General features: G+C 40.4%; 16 protein-coding genes and 1 tRNA gene. 8 read left to right on the top strand and 9 right to left on the bottom strand.

Going from position 1 to position 20,340, the window contains the following annotated elements:
• Position 1 precedes the first annotated feature (1 nt).
• Together QZZ22_RS10250 and QZZ22_RS10245 are read left to right on the top strand one after the other, a co-directional pair.
• Positions 2 to 280 carry a hypothetical protein gene (locus QZZ22_RS10250; protein WP_292464503.1) on the top strand — a complete coding sequence of 93 codons (279 nt, stop codon included), beginning with the start codon at positions 2 to 4 and terminating at the stop codon, positions 278 to 280.
• Complete coding sequence (locus QZZ22_RS10245) at positions 277 to 420, top strand: hypothetical protein (protein WP_292464501.1); 144 nt, start codon at positions 277 to 279, stop codon at positions 418 to 420. Before QZZ22_RS10250 ends, QZZ22_RS10245 begins: the two co-directional genes overlap by 4 nt.
• Before the next feature lie 90 nt (positions 421 to 510).
• Here QZZ22_RS10245 and QZZ22_RS10240 read toward each other — a convergent pair whose 3' ends face one another.
• The 3 genes from QZZ22_RS10240 to QZZ22_RS10230 form a co-directional block, all read right to left on the bottom strand.
• A complete protein-coding gene (locus QZZ22_RS10240) occupies positions 511 to 1,395 on the bottom strand; it encodes a VOC family protein (protein ID WP_292464500.1) in 885 nt (294 codons plus the stop codon).
• Between the two features lie 542 nt (positions 1,396 to 1,937).
• Positions 1,938 to 2,023: transfer RNA gene (locus QZZ22_RS10235), tRNA-Ser, on the bottom strand.
• A 98-nt stretch (positions 2,024 to 2,121) separates the two neighbouring features.
• Positions 2,122 to 2,880 carry a peptidylprolyl isomerase gene (locus QZZ22_RS10230; RefSeq protein WP_292464497.1) on the bottom strand — a complete coding sequence of 253 codons (759 nt, stop codon included), beginning with the start codon at positions 2,878 to 2,880 and terminating at the stop codon, positions 2,122 to 2,124.
• A 397-nt stretch (positions 2,881 to 3,277) separates the two neighbouring features.
• Here QZZ22_RS10230 and QZZ22_RS10225 point away from each other — a divergent pair, with 397 nt between their 5' ends.
• Entirely contained in the window at positions 3,278 to 3,541 is a 264-nt protein-coding gene (locus tag QZZ22_RS10225) for a hypothetical protein (RefSeq protein WP_292464494.1), read from the top strand.
• 414 nt (positions 3,542 to 3,955) lie between these two features.
• On the opposite strand, the gene QZZ22_RS10220 is transcribed toward QZZ22_RS10225, so the two are convergent.
• Complete coding sequence (locus QZZ22_RS10220) at positions 3,956 to 4,780, bottom strand: winged helix-turn-helix domain-containing protein (RefSeq protein WP_292464492.1); 825 nt, start codon at positions 4,778 to 4,780, stop codon at positions 3,956 to 3,958.
• Between the two features lie 349 nt (positions 4,781 to 5,129).
• Between QZZ22_RS10220 and QZZ22_RS10215 the strand changes: the two genes are divergently transcribed.
• Positions 5,130 to 5,294, top strand: a complete 165-nt coding sequence (locus QZZ22_RS10215) for a hypothetical protein (protein WP_292464490.1) — start codon at positions 5,130 to 5,132, stop codon at positions 5,292 to 5,294.
• 305 nt (positions 5,295 to 5,599) lie between these two features.
• Here the strand turns inward: QZZ22_RS10215 and QZZ22_RS10210 are convergent, their stop codons facing one another.
• Positions 5,600 to 5,767: a hypothetical protein gene (locus tag QZZ22_RS10210; protein ID WP_292464489.1), complete on the bottom strand. Its 168-nt coding sequence runs from the start codon at positions 5,765 to 5,767 to the stop codon at positions 5,600 to 5,602.
• Positions 5,768 to 6,544: a HAMP domain-containing protein gene (locus tag QZZ22_RS10205; RefSeq protein ID WP_292464488.1), complete on the bottom strand. Its 777-nt coding sequence runs from the start codon at positions 6,542 to 6,544 to the stop codon at positions 5,768 to 5,770.
• Positions 6,545 to 6,911: 367 nt separating this feature from the next.
• Here QZZ22_RS10205 and QZZ22_RS10200 point away from each other — a divergent pair, with 367 nt between their 5' ends.
• Together QZZ22_RS10200 and QZZ22_RS10195 are read left to right on the top strand one after the other, a co-directional pair.
• Positions 6,912 to 7,775, top strand: a complete 864-nt coding sequence (locus tag QZZ22_RS10200; RefSeq protein WP_292464487.1) for a hypothetical protein — start codon at positions 6,912 to 6,914, stop codon at positions 7,773 to 7,775.
• An 84-nt stretch (positions 7,776 to 7,859) separates the two neighbouring features.
• Positions 7,860 to 8,237 carry a hypothetical protein gene (locus tag QZZ22_RS10195; protein WP_342765098.1) on the top strand — a complete coding sequence of 126 codons (378 nt, stop codon included), beginning with the start codon at positions 7,860 to 7,862 and terminating at the stop codon, positions 8,235 to 8,237.
• A gap of 23 nt (positions 8,238 to 8,260) precedes the next feature.
• On the opposite strand, the gene QZZ22_RS10190 is transcribed toward QZZ22_RS10195, so the two are convergent.
• Positions 8,261 to 9,034 (bottom strand): winged helix-turn-helix domain-containing protein, encoded by a 774-nt coding sequence (locus QZZ22_RS10190; RefSeq protein WP_292464485.1) that lies wholly within the window; start codon positions 9,032 to 9,034, stop codon positions 8,261 to 8,263.
• Positions 9,035 to 9,217: 183 nt separating this feature from the next.
• On the opposite strand from QZZ22_RS10190, the gene pncB reads away from it, so the two are divergent.
• Positions 9,218 to 10,420 (top strand): nicotinate phosphoribosyltransferase, encoded by a 1,203-nt coding sequence (gene pncB / locus QZZ22_RS10185; protein ID WP_292464805.1) that lies wholly within the window; start codon positions 9,218 to 9,220, stop codon positions 10,418 to 10,420.
• Between the two features lie 205 nt (positions 10,421 to 10,625).
• Complete coding sequence (locus QZZ22_RS10180) at positions 10,626 to 10,835, top strand: TRAM domain-containing protein (protein WP_292464483.1); 210 nt, start codon at positions 10,626 to 10,628, stop codon at positions 10,833 to 10,835.
• A 604-nt stretch (positions 10,836 to 11,439) separates the two neighbouring features.
• Here the strand turns inward: QZZ22_RS10180 and QZZ22_RS10175 are convergent.
• Both QZZ22_RS10175 and QZZ22_RS10170 read right to left on the bottom strand, forming a co-directional pair.
• Positions 11,440 to 12,036: a hypothetical protein gene (locus QZZ22_RS10175; RefSeq protein ID WP_292464481.1), complete on the bottom strand. Its 597-nt coding sequence runs from the start codon at positions 12,034 to 12,036 to the stop codon at positions 11,440 to 11,442.
• A gap of 60 nt (positions 12,037 to 12,096) precedes the next feature.
• Positions 12,097 to 20,241: a toxin TcdB middle/N-terminal domain-containing protein gene (locus tag QZZ22_RS10170; RefSeq protein WP_292464480.1), complete on the bottom strand. Its 8,145-nt coding sequence runs from the start codon at positions 20,239 to 20,241 to the stop codon at positions 12,097 to 12,099.
• Between the last annotated feature and the right edge of the window lie 99 nt (positions 20,242 to 20,340).

Raw genomic sequence — 20,340 nt, 5'->3', positions numbered from 1 at the left:
TATGAAGAAAGCAGAATCAATAAAAAGACCAGAACGTTCACCTACGTTGAACACAATAAAGATGGTAGAAAACACCCTTCAAGAGATGGATGAAAGCGTTATGTCTGTAGCTGGGTTAAAGCGTCATTTACCCAGGCAGGTTAATCATACTACTCTTAAGACTATTCTGGAGTACCTTGAAGAAAGCAACAAGATTGCAGTAAGCATCAAAGGCATTACCTGGATACATAATAACAATCGGAACTTAAACAAAGCGGTGTCCAGAGGCATTGGAATGTGAAGGAGGTTCGGGTAGTCCTTATCGATGAGGCAATTCTCAAGTATCAATCCTTGAAGGAAAGGGCTTCCGACTCCAAAAAGGAAATGACAATTCGTGAATCTATAAAGAACAAGAACGACGCTACTAAATATGATGGTTAGTCCACATAAACATCCTCAAATATCCCGAAATCGAGTTATCTTTTGCCATAAACAAACTCCAAGAGCTCTGTCACTATCTCAGAGCCCGCTTCATCGCCCTTCATATGCTTTTTCCAGTCCCGCTATATCAAACTTTTTCATTTTAAGAAATGCTTCAGTTACACGTGCCAGTTTCTTTTCATCCTTTGTCTGCATCATCTCGTCCATAACAGTGGGAACGATCTGCCATGAGACACTGAAGCGGTCCTTGAGCCAGCCACACTGCTCTGCTTCGGGAACTGCCGACAGCTTCTCCCAGTAGTAGTCAATTTCTTCCTGGGTATCGCAGTATACCATGAATGAAATAGCTTCGTTGAAAGTGAAATTATGCTCACGAGCGCTGTCCATAGCCGCAAATTCATATCCTTCAAGCATGAAAGCAGCGTGCTTTATAGTTCCTTCCTTATCGGGTTCCTCACCTGCTCCGTAGCGAAGGATATGGTCAATTTTTGCATTATGGAACACCGATGCGTAAAAATTGATCGCCTCTTCTGCTTTCCCGTACTGGTCACCGACGAACATAAGCGTCGGGGTGATCTTCTGTGTCATCCCATTGTCGCCTGTGAACATTACCTGCCACGAAAGACCATATCTGTCTTCCACCCATCCGTATCTTTCGCTGAACGGATATGCATCTAAAGGCATAAGCGCCGTGCCACCTTCGGATAGTTTCCTCCATAGTGCATCCACCTCTTCCTTTGTGCTACAGGCAATAAGGAATGATATAGCCGGAGTGAATTTGAAAAGAGGACCTGCTGACAGCAGCATGAACTCCTGGCCTGAGAGCTCAATGGCAACTGTTTCTGATGTTCCCGACGGAGTATCATAAAGCGTTGTTATGTTCTTAATTTTCGAATCCTTGAAAAGAGAAGTATAGAACTCCGCTGCCTCACGGGCCTCTTTGTCAAACCAGAAATGTGGAACTATCTTCTGCATATTAATCCCTTCTATATAGCAAAATTTGTAACCATAATATAAAGGGGTGAAGGAAACATTGATGTAGGAGCTTACTTAATCGATTTATCTTTTCTATATTATGTTTTTTATTACGTTTTTTGCAAAACTTGTAGCTCCTGCTCTTTCATGCATGTCGCTGAATAAGACTAATATTTTTTAGTCGTGTATGTATTCAAACCTGATCGACTAGTGGAACTGCTTAAGGGCCAGTAAGTGAGAAAAGGATGCATACAGCCGGAAAGTAAGCTTTCGATCTTCCTAAAACTTTCATCCTTCTGAAATCATCTCTCATAAGGAATACATGAAATAATATTTCACTTAAAATTTTACTTTTCATGGCACCTTTCTCAATTCGTACCATAATTAAGACTCTCTAGAAATCAATCAATCTCGACACTATCAGAAACAGTTTCATACAAAGCGGTTCCTATTTTATGAATGGCAAACGCTGTAATTAAGAGTAGTCAGGATTTCAATCCATAGAATTAGCAAAATCCAATTTCACAAAATAGTAGTAAAAACGCTGAGGAGGAGGTTCGAACTCCCGCAGCGCGTGAGCACTACCGGTTTTCAAGACCGGCGCCGTGGACCACTTGGCTACCTCAGCATGTTGAATGGTTCCTAAATAACAGATTCAGATATAAGGCTTTTGATACAAAACGTTGTGGGTTGGTTATTGGGTAAAGAATGAAGGGAGAGGGAGGGTTATTCCTCGCTCTCGGTAGGTTCTGCTTCTGAGCTTTCCTCGGCAGGCACTTCTACTATGTCCTCTGCTTCCATTTCTGGTGGCACATAGGGGTGCTTCTCTACATACTCGAGATTGGGTATGCCGAGCCTGTCGATAAGTTCGTTGGCTATGTTGACCTTGGTTACGAGCCATCTCTGGTTGAAGCTGAGCTCGATAGGGGTGACGATACGAATAAGGTCATCGGTAATCTCAGCCTCGATATCAGTAAAGCCGGTGTAGAGGGCGATAAGGCCTTTTACTTTTGTAAGAGGGTCCTCGATCTTCTCTTCGATGGTGTAGTCGTACTCGACTTCCTTGCCTGCAAGAGCGTGATTGAAGTCTACACGGACCCTGCGGCCAATGATCTGCGCAATGACACCACGTTTACCGTTGACTTCAACGGGCATGCCTGGGTATGGGTTCTTGTCCTTGAACTGATCCTGCAGCTTGGTCACAGACAGGGTTTCCACAAGAGCCGGGTTGTGCTTGCCAAAAGCCTTCTCTGGTGGCACAGTCAGTGTACCGGTGTATCCGGATTCCTTGCCGACGAAGTCCTCGTCAAGTCCCCTGATGGTCTGGCCTGAGCCGACAACGATAATGTCCCCGCCGTAAACACCGCGAGGGTTGAAGATACCGTTATCCTTTGCAAGCTGCTCATCGGTTGTGTCAAAAACCATGCCGTCGCTGAACTTTCCTGTATACTTAAGTTTTATGAAATCGCCTTTCTCGATTGCCAAATTGATCAACTCAGTTAATTGGTTACTGCTTATGAATAGAATTACTTGCACGCTATACTCATATTTCTTTAAGAACCTTTTGGCAGTCAAGGCACTCAAAAAGAGAACATTCGATTATCCCTTAAAAATCAATGACTTATAACTCCGGGTAGTTTCAAAAATACTTTTATACACAGTGGAAGGAATACATTTTGGACTGGGGTGTAATCTATCCGATTCTGCGCCTAGTCAATTGCAGGTATATTGCAGGGTTATATATTGTTTTGAAAACGGTCAGTAACTGATAATTCGATAACTGTCGAACTATATTATAACATTGGGTTTTTATTCGAGGAGGAATATATAGGAAATAGTCTGTACTCAATGTATCAGGCATATTAAAAAACGGAGAATTAGAATGAACAGTTTTTCAGTTGATAAAAACGGCATAGTTCTTATAGACACTAGCGGTGACGCAATATTTGTTCCAAACAACTACATTTCTATCCTCAAGATGGAACTCGAAGGAATAGGTTCTGACGATACACTTGGTACGATGTCGACATTTGGATTCATCAACATGAGTTTCAATGATAATGGAGTACATGTTAGTGATAATAAGGAAGGGGTCTTCGTATCAAAACAGGAAGCTGATACACTCCTTGAAGTGCTTAAGGATTGAATCAAGTAACGATATATTTAAAAAGGTTCGTAGAATTCCATATTGGGATAAGGATTTGTCATTTTCGTTATACAGCTGATATCGCATTGGTATCATCACCTATTTTTTTGTATCCGGGTGGAATTCCCCTTTCATTTAAATACTCTTTACGAACAAAAGATGATCTGGCTTGAAGTAATGAACCGAGCTTAAAAGCGAGTTTAGACTGAATGAAAACGAGATCTAGTATATTTTCGGGCATTGAAGTACTTGTAAATATGGAAATGAATTAATTGGGCGATACTAGAAACATCTCGGTATCTTTAAGAAATAGATATCTTAAAATGAGGTGGTACCCAGATGCCTCATTCTATTTCTTTCAGATAGAGAGTTAAAATATATTTTGTCATAGAAAGTGTTCATACTGCAGATTAGTCAGATCTCTGTTATTAATTCCGAATCTTTTAAATAATATTCAAAGAGCTCTTTTCCCCACTTGAGTGTAACATCACCTGAACAAGCTATTCTCTTATTATCATACTCGCCTTTTTCTGTCAACAATTTCAACAACATGCTGTAATTATTGATCGAAATAGATAAGAAGCCAAAACTACCCGGATACATGTACAGACTAATGTTAGGACTTTTTGCCAATGCCTGAGTATTCTCTGGATTTTCGTGGATGAGTTTTTCATAGAGCTCTTTTGAAATAATTATATATGTGGATACGTTATTTGCTATTAGCTCGGAAAGTGTCTTTTCAAAATTCGGGAATACGTAGGAGCTTATAGTGAATACGGATTTTGACTTTTTAGATTCTTCAGTAAACTGTTTGTCTTCCTCAAATATCTCATGCAAAGAAGTCTCGATTCGAATACATGAGTCTAGCTCACCTATTCTTTTCAAGAGATAAGATGGGATGAAATCAAGGCTATGAGTTCCCCAGTAATCAATATCAGTATCCAGAGTTTCAACAGTATCTAAAAAAGGGACCATCTTATCAACTATCAGTTCTCCGATAGTTGTCAGTTCATATGTATCATCGAAGTGGTGTACAAGTTGATGCTCTTCCAGAATCCTCATTTGTGGAAGTAATGCCTGCCTTGTTGTTTTTAATGAATTGAGAATAGTGACCATCTTTATTGGTTCGTCCTTTAATAAAAGCAGTGAATTTTTCCGTTTATCGGATGCAAATATCACATCAAGTAAAGGTTTCTTCATAATTGGCACTATCCCTAAAGCAAACCATCCCGTGTCCATAATTATGCATCTAGGAAATATTTAAAGTAAACTACCTCTCTTTAAAGCCACAACTTTTTTTATTTTAAGCCCACGATTGAAATTATGGTGTTATTAAAATATCCTCTGCAACCTAAAAATAATATTGTTCGTAATATTAAGAACAGTTTGGGTTATATGTGAAAATCGCTTACTAAGTCTTGCGAGCGCGGGGTGCTCGTGAATACAGGAGTGGATTATTAAGAGGTGCTGGAAGCATCTCGGATTCACAAGGAGGGAGATACCTGAATCCTACTGGTTTGAGGTGTCTTATTTCTCCTTAATGATTAGTAAATTTGGGTTAAATGTAAAAAAGAGGATGGGAGAAAATATGAAATCATTAAATACGTGGGCAGAAAGAAATGATGTCAATTACGATAGTCCTGCTGTAGTTGCAGCTGATGAGGATGCTGCCTATAAACCAATCCTTCAGGGAGTGATAAATACTCGCTGCACTTATGATGGTTCCAAGATCGAAGGAAGTCTGGAAGAGTGAGAAATCTGGAGAAATCTGAGTATTAGCAGGCCATCAACAGGCAATCATCCAAATACAATTTTTCAAAGAAATCAAATTATTACAGTGCATAAATTCCAGATGAATCTTAAAAAATTGCCTCCGGTAAATATAAAAAGAGCCGGTAGAAAATTTGTGTTTTAATTTGAGCTGCACAAGTTCACATAGAACGCAGAGAATTAAATCTCGGGAAACCAGAGAAACATTTCTCTGTAGGATCTGTATTCTCTGTGGTCGTCGTTATTGATACTTGTGCACCTCTGTGAGTTTTTACATCGCCAAAAAAGTTAAAGCATGGAAATTGCTTTTTCAAATAATGCTATGTTCTCTGGTGAGTCTTCCTGAGATGATGCTTTTGCTGCGCTCATCTTTGTTATTGCAGCAAGCTTTATCTGAGCACCAAGACCGCCTTTTGTTTTTGCAATCTCAAAATATGACTGTAATTTCTGACCCATTTACTGGTCACCTTCCTTCGAGTTTTCATTAACTTCATCTGTAAGGAATTCAACCACAGCAAGCACACTCTTCATCCCTTCGTTCAATTCATAGATCTCGGACTTGGATTTTATTGTTGGGAGGTCTACATTCAATTCTCCGTTTGAGATACTTCTTGCAACCTTCGTGATACTATTCAGGTCCTTAATGATCGTCCTTGAGAAATACATAATTACCGAGCTGGCAGCAAGTATTGATCCAATCAGTATGTAATATACCAGGGAACTCAGGAAATCCTGCTTCTCTTTAACAGTAGCAATATCGAAATCAACCCCAAGGACACCTACAATATTGCCATTGGAATCATATATGGGAGAATAGCCAGTCATGAATGTGCCCCATTCATCTGTGTAAGGTTCTTCTGAAACAGAGGGCTCTAACATACCCATGTTTATATCTTCAATCGGGGCATCCTCATAAAGCTGGTCAGCATAAACATCTATGATTCCATCTTCAAGGTAATCAACATCCACAATGAATCTGGCATTCCCTTCCCCATCCAATCTCATTATATATACATATGTAATTATGTCAGTATTATCTCCTCTTAATTCGTCAAGTTTCTGATATACCTGCATAAACGCTTCGTTCTCAGTATCTTCTTTTACATTGATCTGGCTCAGAAGATCCCCGTCGATCTGGCTTGACATTATTTTCGCAGTGAGGATCAGTTCTTCTTTCATCTGGTCCGTTATGGCTGTTTTTGCTTCGTGAACTGTAAATGCGAAGGTGCTCATTGATACTAGTAAAATCAGTACCAAAAAGCTTACAGTTAACTTTGTTTCTAGGCTGTTATACCATTTTACCATTTTTACCTCTCTATTATAACTACATAATTGTAAATCACAATTAATTATATTAATAATTATATATATTTTTCGATTTCTGTTATTCTTATGCATATAAGATGTACGCACTTTGTGTTTTTAAGTCCCTAAACCATCAACTTTGCATCAAATCATGAACATGGGATTTTTATATTTCGACATAACAATTCTGTATTGCATACAATAATCAATGTTAAAACCTCTATAATCCATATGCTAATTCAGGATTCATCACAGATAGGGTCTTTAAGGCGCAGGTGTCAAAAAAGGTGTCAAAATGAGTGAAGAACTGTACTACATGAACCAGCTCCAGGCTTTGGAGGATACCAAAAACACCTATTTCCGTCAACTCGATGAGATCGAGAAGAAGCGGGCTGAGATCGCCATGATGAAACAGGAGATCAAATCCGATGAATCTCTTATCGTTGAAGAATATGGGAAGATAAGGGAAGCTAAGAAGCTTATCTCAATGGAGTACGAGGAACTTCTGATCAAGAATGAGGAACTCCGGCTTTCAAAAAAGGAATTCGAAAAGAGGAGAGAAGAATTCTCCAGAAAAGAAAAGGACCTCAAATCCCGTGTTGATAGATATGATCTTGATCTTGATTCTCTTGAGAAACGTAAAAGTGAACATTACAGAATACTGAGGTCACAGTTCGAGAAAGAGCTTGCTATCCATAAAAGGCAGGACCAGCTTGAAAAAACGCAGAAAAGGCTTGACCGCAGGGAACAGAAGATTGTCGCCAGAAAGGCAGAACTTGCATCCATGGACATTGGTATCGATGTGGATAGTGAGAAGGTAGAACGCAAGCGCAATTATGTGGATTACCTATCAGAAGTACTCAATGTCCGTGAACAGGAGGTGGAGTCCCGCAAATGCGAATTGGTCCAGCTCAGACAGAGGACTGAGGAAGAGATTGGCAAGCATGTGACCATGCACCGTCAACACCTGGACATCCGTAAGCTCGATGCACGCACTGACCAGCAGTCCGAGTATATCAGGACCCTCGAAGAAGAAGTCATGGAGCTTAATCAAAAACTTGACAAGGCAATGGCTGACATCAGAGAGATGGCCATATGTTCAAAGCTCCTTGAGAGTAACCTCTTTTTACAGCAGATGTCCATCAAGCCTTTTGTATGATGGAATGGCAATCTGTCTGTCAATGGCCGGTTAACTACTTGTGGCCTTAAAACAATTAGTATCTGATCTTCAGATGAGTTTCAGGTGATCATATTGGTACGTGAACTATCCACGAGGGACATCAAATTGCTGAAAAAGCTTGCGCCGGAATGTGCGGATCTTATGTGTTCAGGCTCAAGGGCACCTTATAGGTCGATATTACCGCCTATTTCTAATCATTATTCCAAGAACGAAGAGGATTTTAAGTGGCGCATCTCGCTTCTTGATGAAGGGGAGCTTGGTTATCTGGTAACCCTTATCAAAAGCGGCGAGGAGAGTCTTGGTTGTGTTCCTCCTCAGTATATCCGGGTATTTCTAGAACTGGTGGAAGAACAACTGGGGACGGAGGCAGCAGAAGAGCTTCTGGGAATATATGTGGCAGGAAATGAGTGCCCTCCCGGAAACATAATTTACCTGAAATAAGACATTTGAATTTCTACTTTTCTTCATTCCCGGAGGTTTTTGTATAGCTCGGCAAGTGTCTGAAGGATTGTGTAACCCTTTTGAGTGAGGAAGTAGTCACCACGTTCATTCATCTGACCGATGATTCTGCTATCGGTAAGTTTCTGGAGATGGAAGAGCAGGTTACCTCCCCGAAGCCCTGTTGTCCTGGAAAGTTCAGAGAAGCTCTTTGACCCTGTACTAAGTGCCCGGAGCATCAAAAGACGCTGCTTGTTCGCGAGAGGTTCGCATATGCAACTGACCAAATCATCAGGGAGCTCGCTTATACTAGGGCTCACCATGACACTCTTTTTTTTGCCGGAGACATTCAATGACCGGATAAGGTCCAGCTGTTTTGTGAACACTTCTGAAGCATGGGATGTGCATGCACCACAACTCTCGGTAGTAGCGAATTCCCTGAGCTCATCAAACCGCTTCTCGTATTGTTCAAGTACCTCCTCACCCACCTCTTTATCCATAAGCAGTAACGCGGTTTCCTGAAGCAGGTTCTCAAAAGCTGTCCTGCATATTTCTTTCCTGTCACAGTCCGCGCTCATCTTACTGCTGAGGGCACTTTTGCTATCCTGGATCATGTAGCTTATGAGCGGCTTTGAAATATCGTTCTTCAGCTCCGAAAACATCATGTTCAGCTGTTGGTTATTAGCCTGTTCGATCACCCGGGCAACAACCTGACTCAGAGATGATATATCCGCTTTTATCCCCGCAAGTTCTTCATAATAATGATTTTGTATATCTGCTTTAGCTTCGTTACTTTTCATATATGCACCCGTGAGTCATTTTGTACAGTTTAATGACACTTATCTATATTAATGTGTATCGGATTGCTTTCATGACGGATACTTTAGAAGTAGCCCGATATTCCACACAAATAGGTATATACAAAGGAAGTAATACGGAACGTAGTATTGATGCAGGCATCCATAAAATACGGGAAAGATCTGATGATTTACTCTATTCTTGATAATGACCTTTACAAATTTACAATGCAAATGGCGGTCCTGGAACTTTTTCCGGATGCTGTTGCTGAGTACAGGTTCATCAACAGGGGAACTCAGCGTTTTACAGAAGGCTTTGTCCGGGAGCTAAGAAGGGTGATAGATGAGGATATCCCTTCACTGGCCCTTACCGATAATGAATACCAGTGGCTGAAGGCAGAATGTCCTTATTTTAAGTCCATGTATCTGGAATACCTGAAGAACTACCGCTTTGATCCTTCTGACATCAGCGTGTGCCTCACCCGGGACAAAGACCTTGATCTGAGGATAAGTGGTTCATGGCATAAATCCATTCTCTGGGAAATCGTGCTTATGGCTGTCATATCGGAGCTCTATTTTAGTGTTGTAGAAACGCAGTGGAAGGATTATGGATATACTCAGCAGGGAGATTCTGTCGCAGACAGATACAGTTCTTATGTAATGGATATAGGCAGGGAACTTGAGGCTAACAACTGCACATTTTCGGAGTTTGGGACCAGGCGGCGCAGAAGCTTTGAACTCCATGACCGGGTAATAAAGACTCTGACTGGATTGAAAACATTCTCTGGCACAAGCAACGTCTTCTTTGCAATGAAATATGGCATCCATCCAGTGGGTACTGTCGGCCACGAATGGATCATGGGAAATTCCGCTCTTGTAGGCCTAAGGAATGCAAACCTTTTTGCTCTTGAGAACTGGGCCGGGATTTACAAAGGTGAGCTGGGAATCGCATTATCAGATACCTTTGGCTCGGATGCTTTCTTTGCGAATTTCAACATGAAACTATCAAAACTGTATGATGGCGTGAGACATGACAGTGGGGATCCGATCACATTTGCCGACAAGGTTATAGAACATTACAGGACAATGGGTATCGACCCACTAAAAAAGACTATTGTGTTCAGTGATTCCCTGCATGCAAAGGATGCTTTGAAAATAAAAGATCATTGTAGGGGAAAGATAAACTGCACTTTTGGTATAGGTACAAGCCTCACGAATAATCCGGATTTCTTCCGGACAAGTCCACCCCTTAATATGGTCATTAAACTGCACACGGTTAATGGCATCCCCGTGGTCAAGTTGAGTGATGATGAAGGAAAGGAGACCGGTGACATTGATGCTCTCAGGGTTGCAAATTATATTTTTGGCAGGAAAGGTCTTGATGAATAATAGCCGCCCTGAATTATAAATAATAGTGGATGAATGGCACAAGGCTTATATATCACTATTACGTAGTAGGTGTGCTTTAAGATTAACTGTTTTGTTAAACGTATGGCATTAGAAGGTATTTGGTTAAATAGTACGTCTTTTCCGTTATGTTTTCAAGTGTAGTTATGTCTTTTTAAGCTTATACCCAAAATGGAAGTGAAATTATATGTTCAACAGAACCGAAGAAACCACAGCACCGGTAACAGCCGGCGAGAATTACGAAGTAACAATTGAAGACATTGCAAGAGAAGGCGACGGAATCGCAAGAGTAAGCGGCTTTGTTATCTTTGTCCCAGGCACCAAGGTTGGCGACGAAGTCACTATCACAGTTACAAAAGTGATGCGCAAGTTCGCTTTTGGCCAAGTTGCAGAATAACTGCACCAAATGATCTAATATGAAGGAACGTGTTCCTTCAAAATCTCTTTTTTTAAGTTAATGATCACTTTTTAAAAAAACCTTAACCTCATTGTAGGTTTTTTAAAATCGGTAGGTAGGGAATGAAAGTGAAGCTATCAGAACTTAAAAAAGATCCCATCATAAAAAACTATTCGTTCAGTCAATCCGGCGCCCAATACTTGGGAAGGATATCTGTCTGTTTTGAAGCATTACTACAATTATATGGGATTGACTCCCAGTCAGATGATAGAACAAGCTAACCAAGACATTAAAGATGGCAAATTAATGACAGAGCGTGCTATATTCTCACAGATTTTTGGGTTTAGGAACTCTGCAAAAAAAAGACAACTCTTGTGATGAAATGGGTGGTACTGCCGAGATGGCCTGAGAGATACCACTTCATGTCTCTGGCTGTCTGCTTGGCTATGCGTTCGTCATCATGGAAGAAGCAGCTGGTGGCATTACCGTTTTCCACTTCATAGAATTTGTTGACGTAGTAAGTGAATTCGCCAACGGCATTCTGTTTCTTGACTCTCTTGTCGTCCGCATTGTACGTTGTAGGTGAAGCGTGGTTATGCCTAGATTATCTCTCATTATCCATTAAATAACTTTCAGGGCGCAATTCCTTCTCCTTCCTACGAATAAATTCTTCAAAATCCCTTCTGTATTTCTGCGTATCCGGATGTGAATCGAGTTTATTGGCTTTGTATTTAAATAAATAATAGTACAGTGGCCAAACCAATGCGATTAAAAATATGGGAAAAGAAAAAATAAAACAATATCGGTGCCATGGAGAATCAGAGGGACATATAATCCATGCAAAATATGTTGTAGCAAAAAAAGCTATAAAAAGATAGACCAGATGCCATTCTCTAAATCCAAGATCTACATCCCATATTATTTTCCTTTCAAACCTCTCTTCTGTAAAATTTATATTTATAGAGTCGAAAAATACATGCTTATTTTGCTTTTTCTTGTATGTTTGTACACTTATTTCTGAAATATCACTTGTATTTCCAATCCTTCTTACCGGATCATAATTTTCATAATTGATATCATCATCGAATCCTCTACCAAGTTTTATTGTCTTATGACCCATTGTCCAGTAAAAATCACAAATAGTGTACACTAGTTTTTCTTTTGAGATTTTAGTCCTAAGTTCTAAAACTGGTTCACTCATAAGATACTTCCTAAGTGTATACACCATGCTGTTTGTTAGTAGTTATAAGCTTGTAATACATTACCTCCTAAATAAGCTTTTTATTTTATTTGATATTGTTGTTTTGACACTACTCACATAATTCGAAACTTTAGATGTAGTATTACTCACAGTACTCGAAACTTTAGATGTAGTACTACTCACATAGTTGGAAACTTTAGATGCAGTACTAGTTACAGTACTCGAAACTTTGGATGTAGTACTAGTTACAGTCAATGAAACTTCAGATTTAGTGCTACTTCCCTGCTTTAGTACATCCCCAAGTCTTGTTCCTTCAACAGTATTTTCTACAATCGTAGCATCTACGCCCGAATCTATATGATTAACTGCATATGACCCTGCTCCAAGCACCCCGTCTGTAGCAATATAAAGGGCAATATCGTCAGCCTTGACAGATATGCCTTCTACAAATGGACTGAGACCTCCTTTTATTCCACCACTTTTAAATCCTTTATTTGCAGTTTGGATAACTTTCTTGGATTTACCAAGTTTCATAGATAGTTTAATTGCTCCCCCTCCAGTAATTGGCAGAGTAAGAACTGCGTTAGCCATCAATTTATTGGTACTCAGCTCGCGCTTATTCCAAGCTATTGTAGCCTGTACAAAGTCATAATAAGACCATATAGTCACAACAGCCAAACCTGCACCAACTAACGCAGGAACCACAGCAACATGCCCGCTTGGATCGGTATACATCACCGGATTGTTCAGCACATAAGCATATCTATTAAGGTACTGAGGATTGTACGGATCAGGTATCATTGAATCGGGCTGCACGAATATCCTGTACTCAGGCGAATAGTACCGCGCACCATAGTACATCAACCCGGTATCAGCATCGTTTTCCTGGCCTGTGAAACCGTACTTCTCCAGACCGCCGGACTGTACCTGACCGTACGGATAGTACTCGGTACGCTCAATCTCAAGCCCGCTCTCATTGATAAGCACTGTAGTACTGCCGAGATGATCCGACAGATACCACTCCATGCCTCCGGCTGTCTGCTTGGCTATGCGTTCGTCATCACGGAAGAAGTAGTTGGTGGGTGTACCGTTTTCCACTTCATAGAATTTGTTGACGTAGTAAGTGAATTCGCCATCAGCATTCTGCTTTTTGACTCTCTGCTCACCCGCATTGTACCAGTACTTCTCCACAAGAGAATTGTTACCTGAGTAACGCACCTCGCTCAACTGGTTTGCATCATTGTACACGTAGATAAAATCTTCGTCCTCAATGAGGTTTCCATTTGAGTCATAGTCAAGATTGTTTCCATTATAGCTTGAAGGAGCATGGAAAGGCACCAGCGAGTATCCGTAAGAGGATATCATGACATTGTTCTCATCCACCTGCTGGATACAGCCATACTGGTCATAGGTGAAATCCCTCTGGTAAGTCGGCACGCTGTTGACCGACATGTCCGCGCGGGTTAACCTGTCCAGGTCGTCATACCCGTAGATTTTAACGGAATTCATGACATTGTCCTGTATCTGAAGGATATTGCCTACATTATCGAACTCGTAATTCAGGTCTTGGAGACTCTCTGTGTATATCCTGTCCAGCAGCAACTTATCTGTGTCATAGGTATAGGTCGTGACCACGCCGTTGGAAAGCTCCTTGGTGGTTATCTGGTTCCTTGCGTTGTAGTCAAGGTTATCAATAACCCCTTCAACACTTTCCAGAAGAGTTTGTTCGTTGTAGGTAAGATCAACACTTGAAGCATCAGGATAAGTTATTCTCGTAACCCTGTCCATGCTGTCATACTCATAGGACGTGGTATAGGGTGCACTGTCAAGTGTTATAGTCTCATCCACAATCCTATAACGCTGATCATAGTCATAACTTGACACTATATCACCTTTCGTCACCTGCGAAAGTGTGCCATTTAAATCAAGGTCATATGTGAAACTGACGTCAGCATCGTTAAGATAATCGATTGCAGTGGCCCTATCAAGGCTATCGTATGTAAGATGTATTGAAACTCCCCTGGCATCAGTCTGGTTTATCAGGTTATCGTTGAGATCATACTCATACGTCCAGTCACCCATATCTGGATCACTCATTGCCACTTTTCTTCCAAGGGAATCATAAGTGAAATACACATGTGGAGTAAGTGATGTTGAAGATGCAAGTTTCAGTTTAGGATAGCCCTGCATAGTCCAGGTATTAGTGAAATCCCAACCTACAAAGGTTGACTGTGTCTGCATCTCAGCGGTTGTCTTGGGTGTACCTTTGCCTGTATCCGAACAACCAGTGGTCTGTGAGTCATAATAACTGCCTGTTACAGTATTCGAATTAATTCCAGTGATACCACCTTTGGTGTTACTACAAGCAACAAATCCTGTTGCATAAGATCTTGCAATATTACCGTTGTTGAATCCTGACAGACCACCTGCCGGGGTGCCTGCACATGTAACAGCACACATTGAGTAGCTGTCCGAAATACTACCAGTGGAATGGATGCCTGCAACAAGTCCTCCCACGTTGTTATGTCTACCTGTTACACTTCCGGTTGAGAAACAATCAGAAATTGTACCGTGGTTGAACACAGCAAGAGAACCTACATACTGATATCCAAGAACAGATACATCAGTCAATCCCAGATTCCGAATCTCTCCACCATCACCTAAATAGGCTACGAATCCCTGAGCATTAGTCCATTCTCTGTTGATGGTCAGTCCATCTATTTCATATCCGTTTCCGTCGATGCTTCCGGTAAACATCTCAGTGGATGTGCCAATCGGAACAAAACCTGCTCCGCTGTTCCACGTGGAAGTTGCACTTGCATCAATATTATTCATCAGGATATAGTGCGCTGACAAATTGTTATTGATAACCTGCAGATCGGAAACAGTGTAGACCGGGAATGGACTTGCTTCAGTACCACTACCAATTGACTGCATCGGGTTATCATCTATGGAAGACGAGTTTGGAATAATCTCTATAAGATTATCCAGAGCGTCGTAAACGTAACCTGTGATATAGGTTTCACCTTCGTTAAACTCATAGACATTTATGATATTTCCGAAAATATCACTTTTCAGAGTTTTGTTGATACCGTTCTGATTTGTGATTGTGATGTTCTCAAGCTCGTAGTAGTAGCTCAGGGTGGTGTTATCTGTGTTTGTGATAACCTTGGGTCGGCCGATTGGGTCATATTCGTAGGTAACGGATGGAGCTGATTGGTATATATAATGGGGAACCTCAATACTTGATACCAGGCCAAGTTCGTTATATTCTGTATTTTGAGTAATCCATCCATTTTCACCCTCATACGTTTTCTGAATTGTTTGGCCAAAACCATCATATGAGTCTATAGACTCAAAGGTGGAATCATGACGTCTCAGTTCAGGATAGTCTTTCATCACCCATGTATCGTAGAAGTCCCAACCCACGAAAGTTGACTGTGTTTGCATTTGGGAGGTTGTCTTAGGAGTTCCCTTTCCTGTATCTGAACATCCCGCTTTTTGGGAATCATAATAAGAAGATGTAACTGTTGTATCACCAATAGTCCCTATTAGTCCTCCTTTAGTATAATAACTGCCGCACACAACGTGACCTACAGAGTAACAGTTTTGTATTGTACTATGACCACTTGACCCAAGTAGTCCTCCAACATCGTATGTGCCTTTTACATTTCCCATTGACTTTGAGTTTGCTATCGTGGAAAATAATGCATAACCCGACAAACCACCGATCATACTATCCCCATTTACATTTACATTTGTACTTACATTTTTTACAATTCCATCACTCATAGCTCCACTCAAACCTCCACCTGCCTCGGTTATGCATGTAACATTTCCGGTTATGATTATATTGCTGAATGTACCACCAGCTTCTCCTGCAAGTCCTCCTACATGATAATTGCCAGTAACATTGACATTTATCATATTAAGATTGTATATGTCTCCACCGGACTCGAATAAGCCGACGAACCTTTCGGAAGGACGGTATATGTATAAATTTGTAATATTATGTCCGTTGCCGTTTAGAAAGCAGCAAGCCTGAATAGGATCAAAGCCTGCTCCGTCGTTCCACATCCTTGTTTCAGTCGCATCAATGTCATTCATCAGAATATAGTACTCAAGAAAACTACCATTCATGGCTTGCAAATCATAGACATCATAAATATGATATGGGTTCGATGCTGTACCATCCCCAGGCTGTGTGCCACTGCTCGCGAACTGTAAGTAAGGATAACCATCGTTTACTTGTGTTGATATCGACCAGACACCAATGAAGTCCCAACCTACAAAGGTTGATTGAGTCCACATTTCAGTCGTTGTCTTGGGAGTGCCTTTGCCTGTATCCGAACAACCTGTGGTCTGGAAGTCATAATAACTGCCTGTTACAGTATTCGAATTAGTTCCAGTGATACCACCCTTGGTGCTACTACAATCGACAAATCCTGTTGCATAAGATCTTGCAATATTTCCACTGTTGAATCCTGACAGACCACCTGCCTGAGTACCTGCACATGTAACAGCACACATTGAGTAGCTGTCCGAAATACTACCAGTGGAATGGATGCCTGCAACAAGTCCTCCCACGTTGTTATGTCTACCTGTTACACTTCCGGTTGAGAAACAATTGGAAATTGTACCGTGGTTGAAGACAGCAAGAGATCCCACATATTGATATCCAAGAACAGAAATATTGGTCAGCCCAAGATTTTTGATTTCTCCGCCATCACCTAAATAGGCTACGAATCCCTGAGCATTAGTCCATTCTCTGTTAATGGTCAGTCCATCGACTTTGTATCCTTTTCCATCTATACTTCCGGTAAACATCTCTGCGGAGGTACCTATTGGAACAAAACCTGCTCCGCTGTTCCACGTGCTTGTTTCACTTGCATCAATGTCATTCATTAGGATATAGTGAGCTGACAGGTCATTATTGATGGCCTGCAGGTCAGAAATAGTATAAATCGGGTATGGATTAGATTCCTTGCTGGTACCATTGTACTCTAGAAAATGAGTATGTATGTTCTCTGGAGCCAGACCATCTTGGTCATAAGTGTATTCGATAGATGGTAAACTTGGGTTATCATAGGGTTTTATTATCTTCTTTATCCTATGCAAATCATCATAAACATACTCAGTAGATATTCCATTACTATCTATAATCTTTGTAATTCTGCCAAGATCGTTATATTCATAGAACTCTTTTTGCCCCAGAGGATTCTCAATGGAGATAGGATATATCCTATTTTCATCATAATCTATGTTTTCTGAAAAACCTCTTGGGTCTGTGATTTGAATGATATTTCCATAGTTATCATAGTTATATAGGACAATTGGGTTATTTCCTATATTGTTCCATGATACTATCTTCGTCAATTCCCCCTTGCTAATGTTACTGTTATCACTTGAATCGTCGTAATAATACCATGATTCACTTTTCTTTATCTGGCTTGAATCTTCCAGCCATTCATGAGTTTTCTTCCCGATAATCCACGGATTCTCTTCATTGACATATTCAAAATGGAGATGCCTTTCATCACCGGCAATATCAACATCTCCATAATCTGTTATGGAAAGTGGGTTCCCGTAATCGTCATATTCTTCATATTCGGTGAAAGAGGACCATCCGATAGAAGAATTTGAACTCTGCACAAGCCCGTCAAACTGTTTTATGGATTCCGAACTCAACAAAATGAGGTTGACATCAGGATATGTTTGATTGAAGGTATATTCCCTCTCTGATGCACTGTAGATATTTCCATTCTTATCCCACACTTCGGTGTAGTTCTCGATTCCTTTCATGACTTCGTCCTGGTGAAAAAGATGTTTGGTAATGGAATAGTCATTTTCAACAGTAACTTCACCAAATCCTCTGAATTCTATCTCTTCTGGTGAATTGAAATATTGCATCCCATTTTTGTAGGAGTAATTTGTAGTTTTAACTACATTTCCAGCACCTGAAATTCCATTGTCTCTTATTAGTTGGCTTGTAACCCAAATGCTCAAAGGCAAATCTGCAATATTGTCATTACCCGTATTGTCGAACTTTGTTGAAGGCACATAACTAACAGTTGTGTTTGAACCGGATGAATGATGAATTTCCTTCATTAGATACGGTGCCTTGTAATTAACCGACTGAATATCTGCATCTTTATTCGTGTTTATCCATGTTTCATAGGTAGATCCTGAAAGTGCTTTTACCACATCTACCAGTCCGTCTCCATTCACATCCTCCATTCTGACTCCCGAATCACTGGTACCAGATGAGAGTTCAGCTGGCATGATCCAGTTAGTAGTGCTTGTCCAGCCACTTCCTGTATTTATCCATGTTTCAAAAGTTGACCCTGAAAGTGCTTTTACCACATCTACCAGTCCATCACCATTCACATCCTCCATTCTGACTCCCGTATCACCTGAAGTGGATGCGAGTTCAGCTGGCATGACCCAGTTAGTAGTACTTTCCCAACTACTTCCTGTATTTATCCATGTTTCATAGGTAGATCCTGAAAGTGCTTTTACCACATCCACCAGTCCATCCCCATTCACATCTGCCATCCTGACTCCCGAATCACCAGAACTGGATGCGAGTTCAACTGGCATGATCCAGTTAGTAGTGCTTGTCCAGCCACTTCCAGTATTAATCCATGTCTCAAAAGTTGATCCTGAAAGTGCTTTTACTACATCTACCAATCCGTCTCCATTCACATCTACCATTCTGACACCCGAATCACCAGAACTGGATGCGAGTTCAACTGGCATGATCCAGTTAGTAGTGCTTGTCCAGCCACTTCCAGTATTAATCCATGTTTCAAAAGTTGATCCTGAAAGTGCTTTTACCACATCTACCAATCCATCCCCATTCACATCTGCCATCCTGACTCCCGAATCACCGGTACCAGATGAGAGTTCAACTGGCATTATCCAGTTGGTAGTACTTGTCCAGCCACTTCCAGTATTTATCCATGTTTCAAAAGTTGATCCTGAAAGTGCTTTTACCACATCTACCAGTCCATCCCCATTCACATCTACCATTCTGACTCCCGAATCACCGGTACCAGATGAGAGTTCAGTTGGCATGATCCAGTTAGTAGTGCTTGCCCAGTCATCTGGAGTATAGTAAGCAAATTCAACGCTAGGAAACGCTTGGCCATTGAGTCCGATTTTTGAAATACTTGTCAAGAAATCTCTTGCGTCTCTTTCTTCGTAGTTTAACTCGTATTTCCACAAGATAGATCCATTATTTTTGATTGTGATGCTTGATAACAAGTTTTTCTCAATAATCTTGTTACCATATTCATACAGAGTAAACACATGCGGTTTGTTTTCAAAATCAAAATCAATAACAGAGAGATCGTCATTATACGTTATATTGTCAAGATAAACGCTACCAATTTCTCCATCCCTTGGATTTTCTACATAATTATATTTAATTTGATTGCCATTTACATCTTCTATCAGATCCAACCACCATTTACTAACATATTCTCTTGAACTGATAGAATTTCTTTGCTCTGAATCATTGTTATACCCAAAACGATATATAGTTCCATCAGTAGTTTTTACAATCCAGCATTCTCCAAATGAATTAGAGTTTGTTGTAGTTTTGGTGATATTCATGAAACTTTCAGTTTCGGTATGATATGAACCCTCTTCTTCTACGTAGATTAATTCCTGGTTTGAACCATCAAGTACGAGAATAAATTTGTCATCATTAGTATTTTCAACAGTGTAATTTGTATCCCTTACGATGCAATTATCATTTAGTGACCAACCCACCCCCAATGATCCATAGGTTCCTTTTGAACCTAAACTACTGGAATATGTAAGAGAAACTGTTGGCTCTAGATTAGCTCTTCCTTTTACGGTTTCAATTAAATACATATAAACAAAAGAACCAGTAAAAAGACTAGTATCAAAATAATCATTTTCATTTTCGAGAGTAGGATCTAAATATGCTTTTCCCTCTATCATTAGAGGTGTTTCTTCAGATGTGGATAAAGGTTCAACACTATCTCCTGAAATATCAGTTTCATCAACACTCTCCATATCTTGGTCTGATGTTTCTGTGTCTACTTTCTCTTCATCTATTGAAGATGAATCCTCTTCGGAGTTTATATTTGCTTCAGTATTTGATTCTTCAGCAGTTTCGCTATTGCTAGATTCAGTATTTTCAAGACAATATACATTTGGCGTAATCAGAATCAAGACCATAAATATTGCAATTAACTTTTTCAGTAAGTCAGTATTTTTTTGTGCCATGTTACTACCCACATCTTTTAGTTTAAACAGATCTTGATTATCTGT

It is taken from the genome of Methanolobus sp. (genome assembly GCF_016278365.1).
GTDB lineage: Archaea > Halobacteriota > Methanosarcinia > Methanosarcinales > Methanosarcinaceae > Methanolobus.
This window is presented reverse-complemented; position numbering and strand designations above follow the sequence as displayed.

Bases quoted from the DNA above. Each gene is read 5' to 3' on its own strand.
- QZZ22_RS10250 (WP_292464503.1), top strand. From the start codon at position 2: ATGAAGAAAGCAGAATCAATAAAAAGACCAGAACGTTCACCTACGTTG.
- QZZ22_RS10240 (WP_292464500.1), bottom strand. From the start codon at position 1,395: ATGCAGAAGATAGTTCCACATTTCTGGTTTGACAAAGAGGCCCGTGAG.
- QZZ22_RS10225 (WP_292464494.1), top strand. From the start codon at position 3,278: ATGAACAGTTTTTCAGTTGATAAAAACGGCATAGTTCTTATAGACACT.
- QZZ22_RS10220 (WP_292464492.1), bottom strand. From the start codon at position 4,780: ATGGACACGGGATGGTTTGCTTTAGGGATAGTGCCAATTATGAAGAAA.
- QZZ22_RS10215 (WP_292464490.1), top strand. From the start codon at position 5,130: ATGAAATCATTAAATACGTGGGCAGAAAGAAATGATGTCAATTACGAT.
- QZZ22_RS10210 (WP_292464489.1), bottom strand. From the start codon at position 5,767: ATGGGTCAGAAATTACAGTCATATTTTGAGATTGCAAAAACAAAAGGC.
- QZZ22_RS10205 (WP_292464488.1), bottom strand. From the start codon at position 6,544: ATGAGCACCTTCGCATTTACAGTTCACGAAGCAAAAACAGCCATAACG.
- QZZ22_RS10200 (WP_292464487.1), top strand. From the start codon at position 6,912: ATGAGTGAAGAACTGTACTACATGAACCAGCTCCAGGCTTTGGAGGAT.
- QZZ22_RS10190 (WP_292464485.1), bottom strand. From the start codon at position 9,034: ATGAAAAGTAACGAAGCTAAAGCAGATATACAAAATCATTATTATGAA.
- pncB (WP_292464805.1), top strand. From the start codon at position 9,218: ATGATTTACTCTATTCTTGATAATGACCTTTACAAATTTACAATGCAA.
- QZZ22_RS10180 (WP_292464483.1), top strand. From the start codon at position 10,626: ATGTTCAACAGAACCGAAGAAACCACAGCACCGGTAACAGCCGGCGAG.
- QZZ22_RS10175 (WP_292464481.1), bottom strand. From the start codon at position 12,036: ATGAGTGAACCAGTTTTAGAACTTAGGACTAAAATCTCAAAAGAAAAA.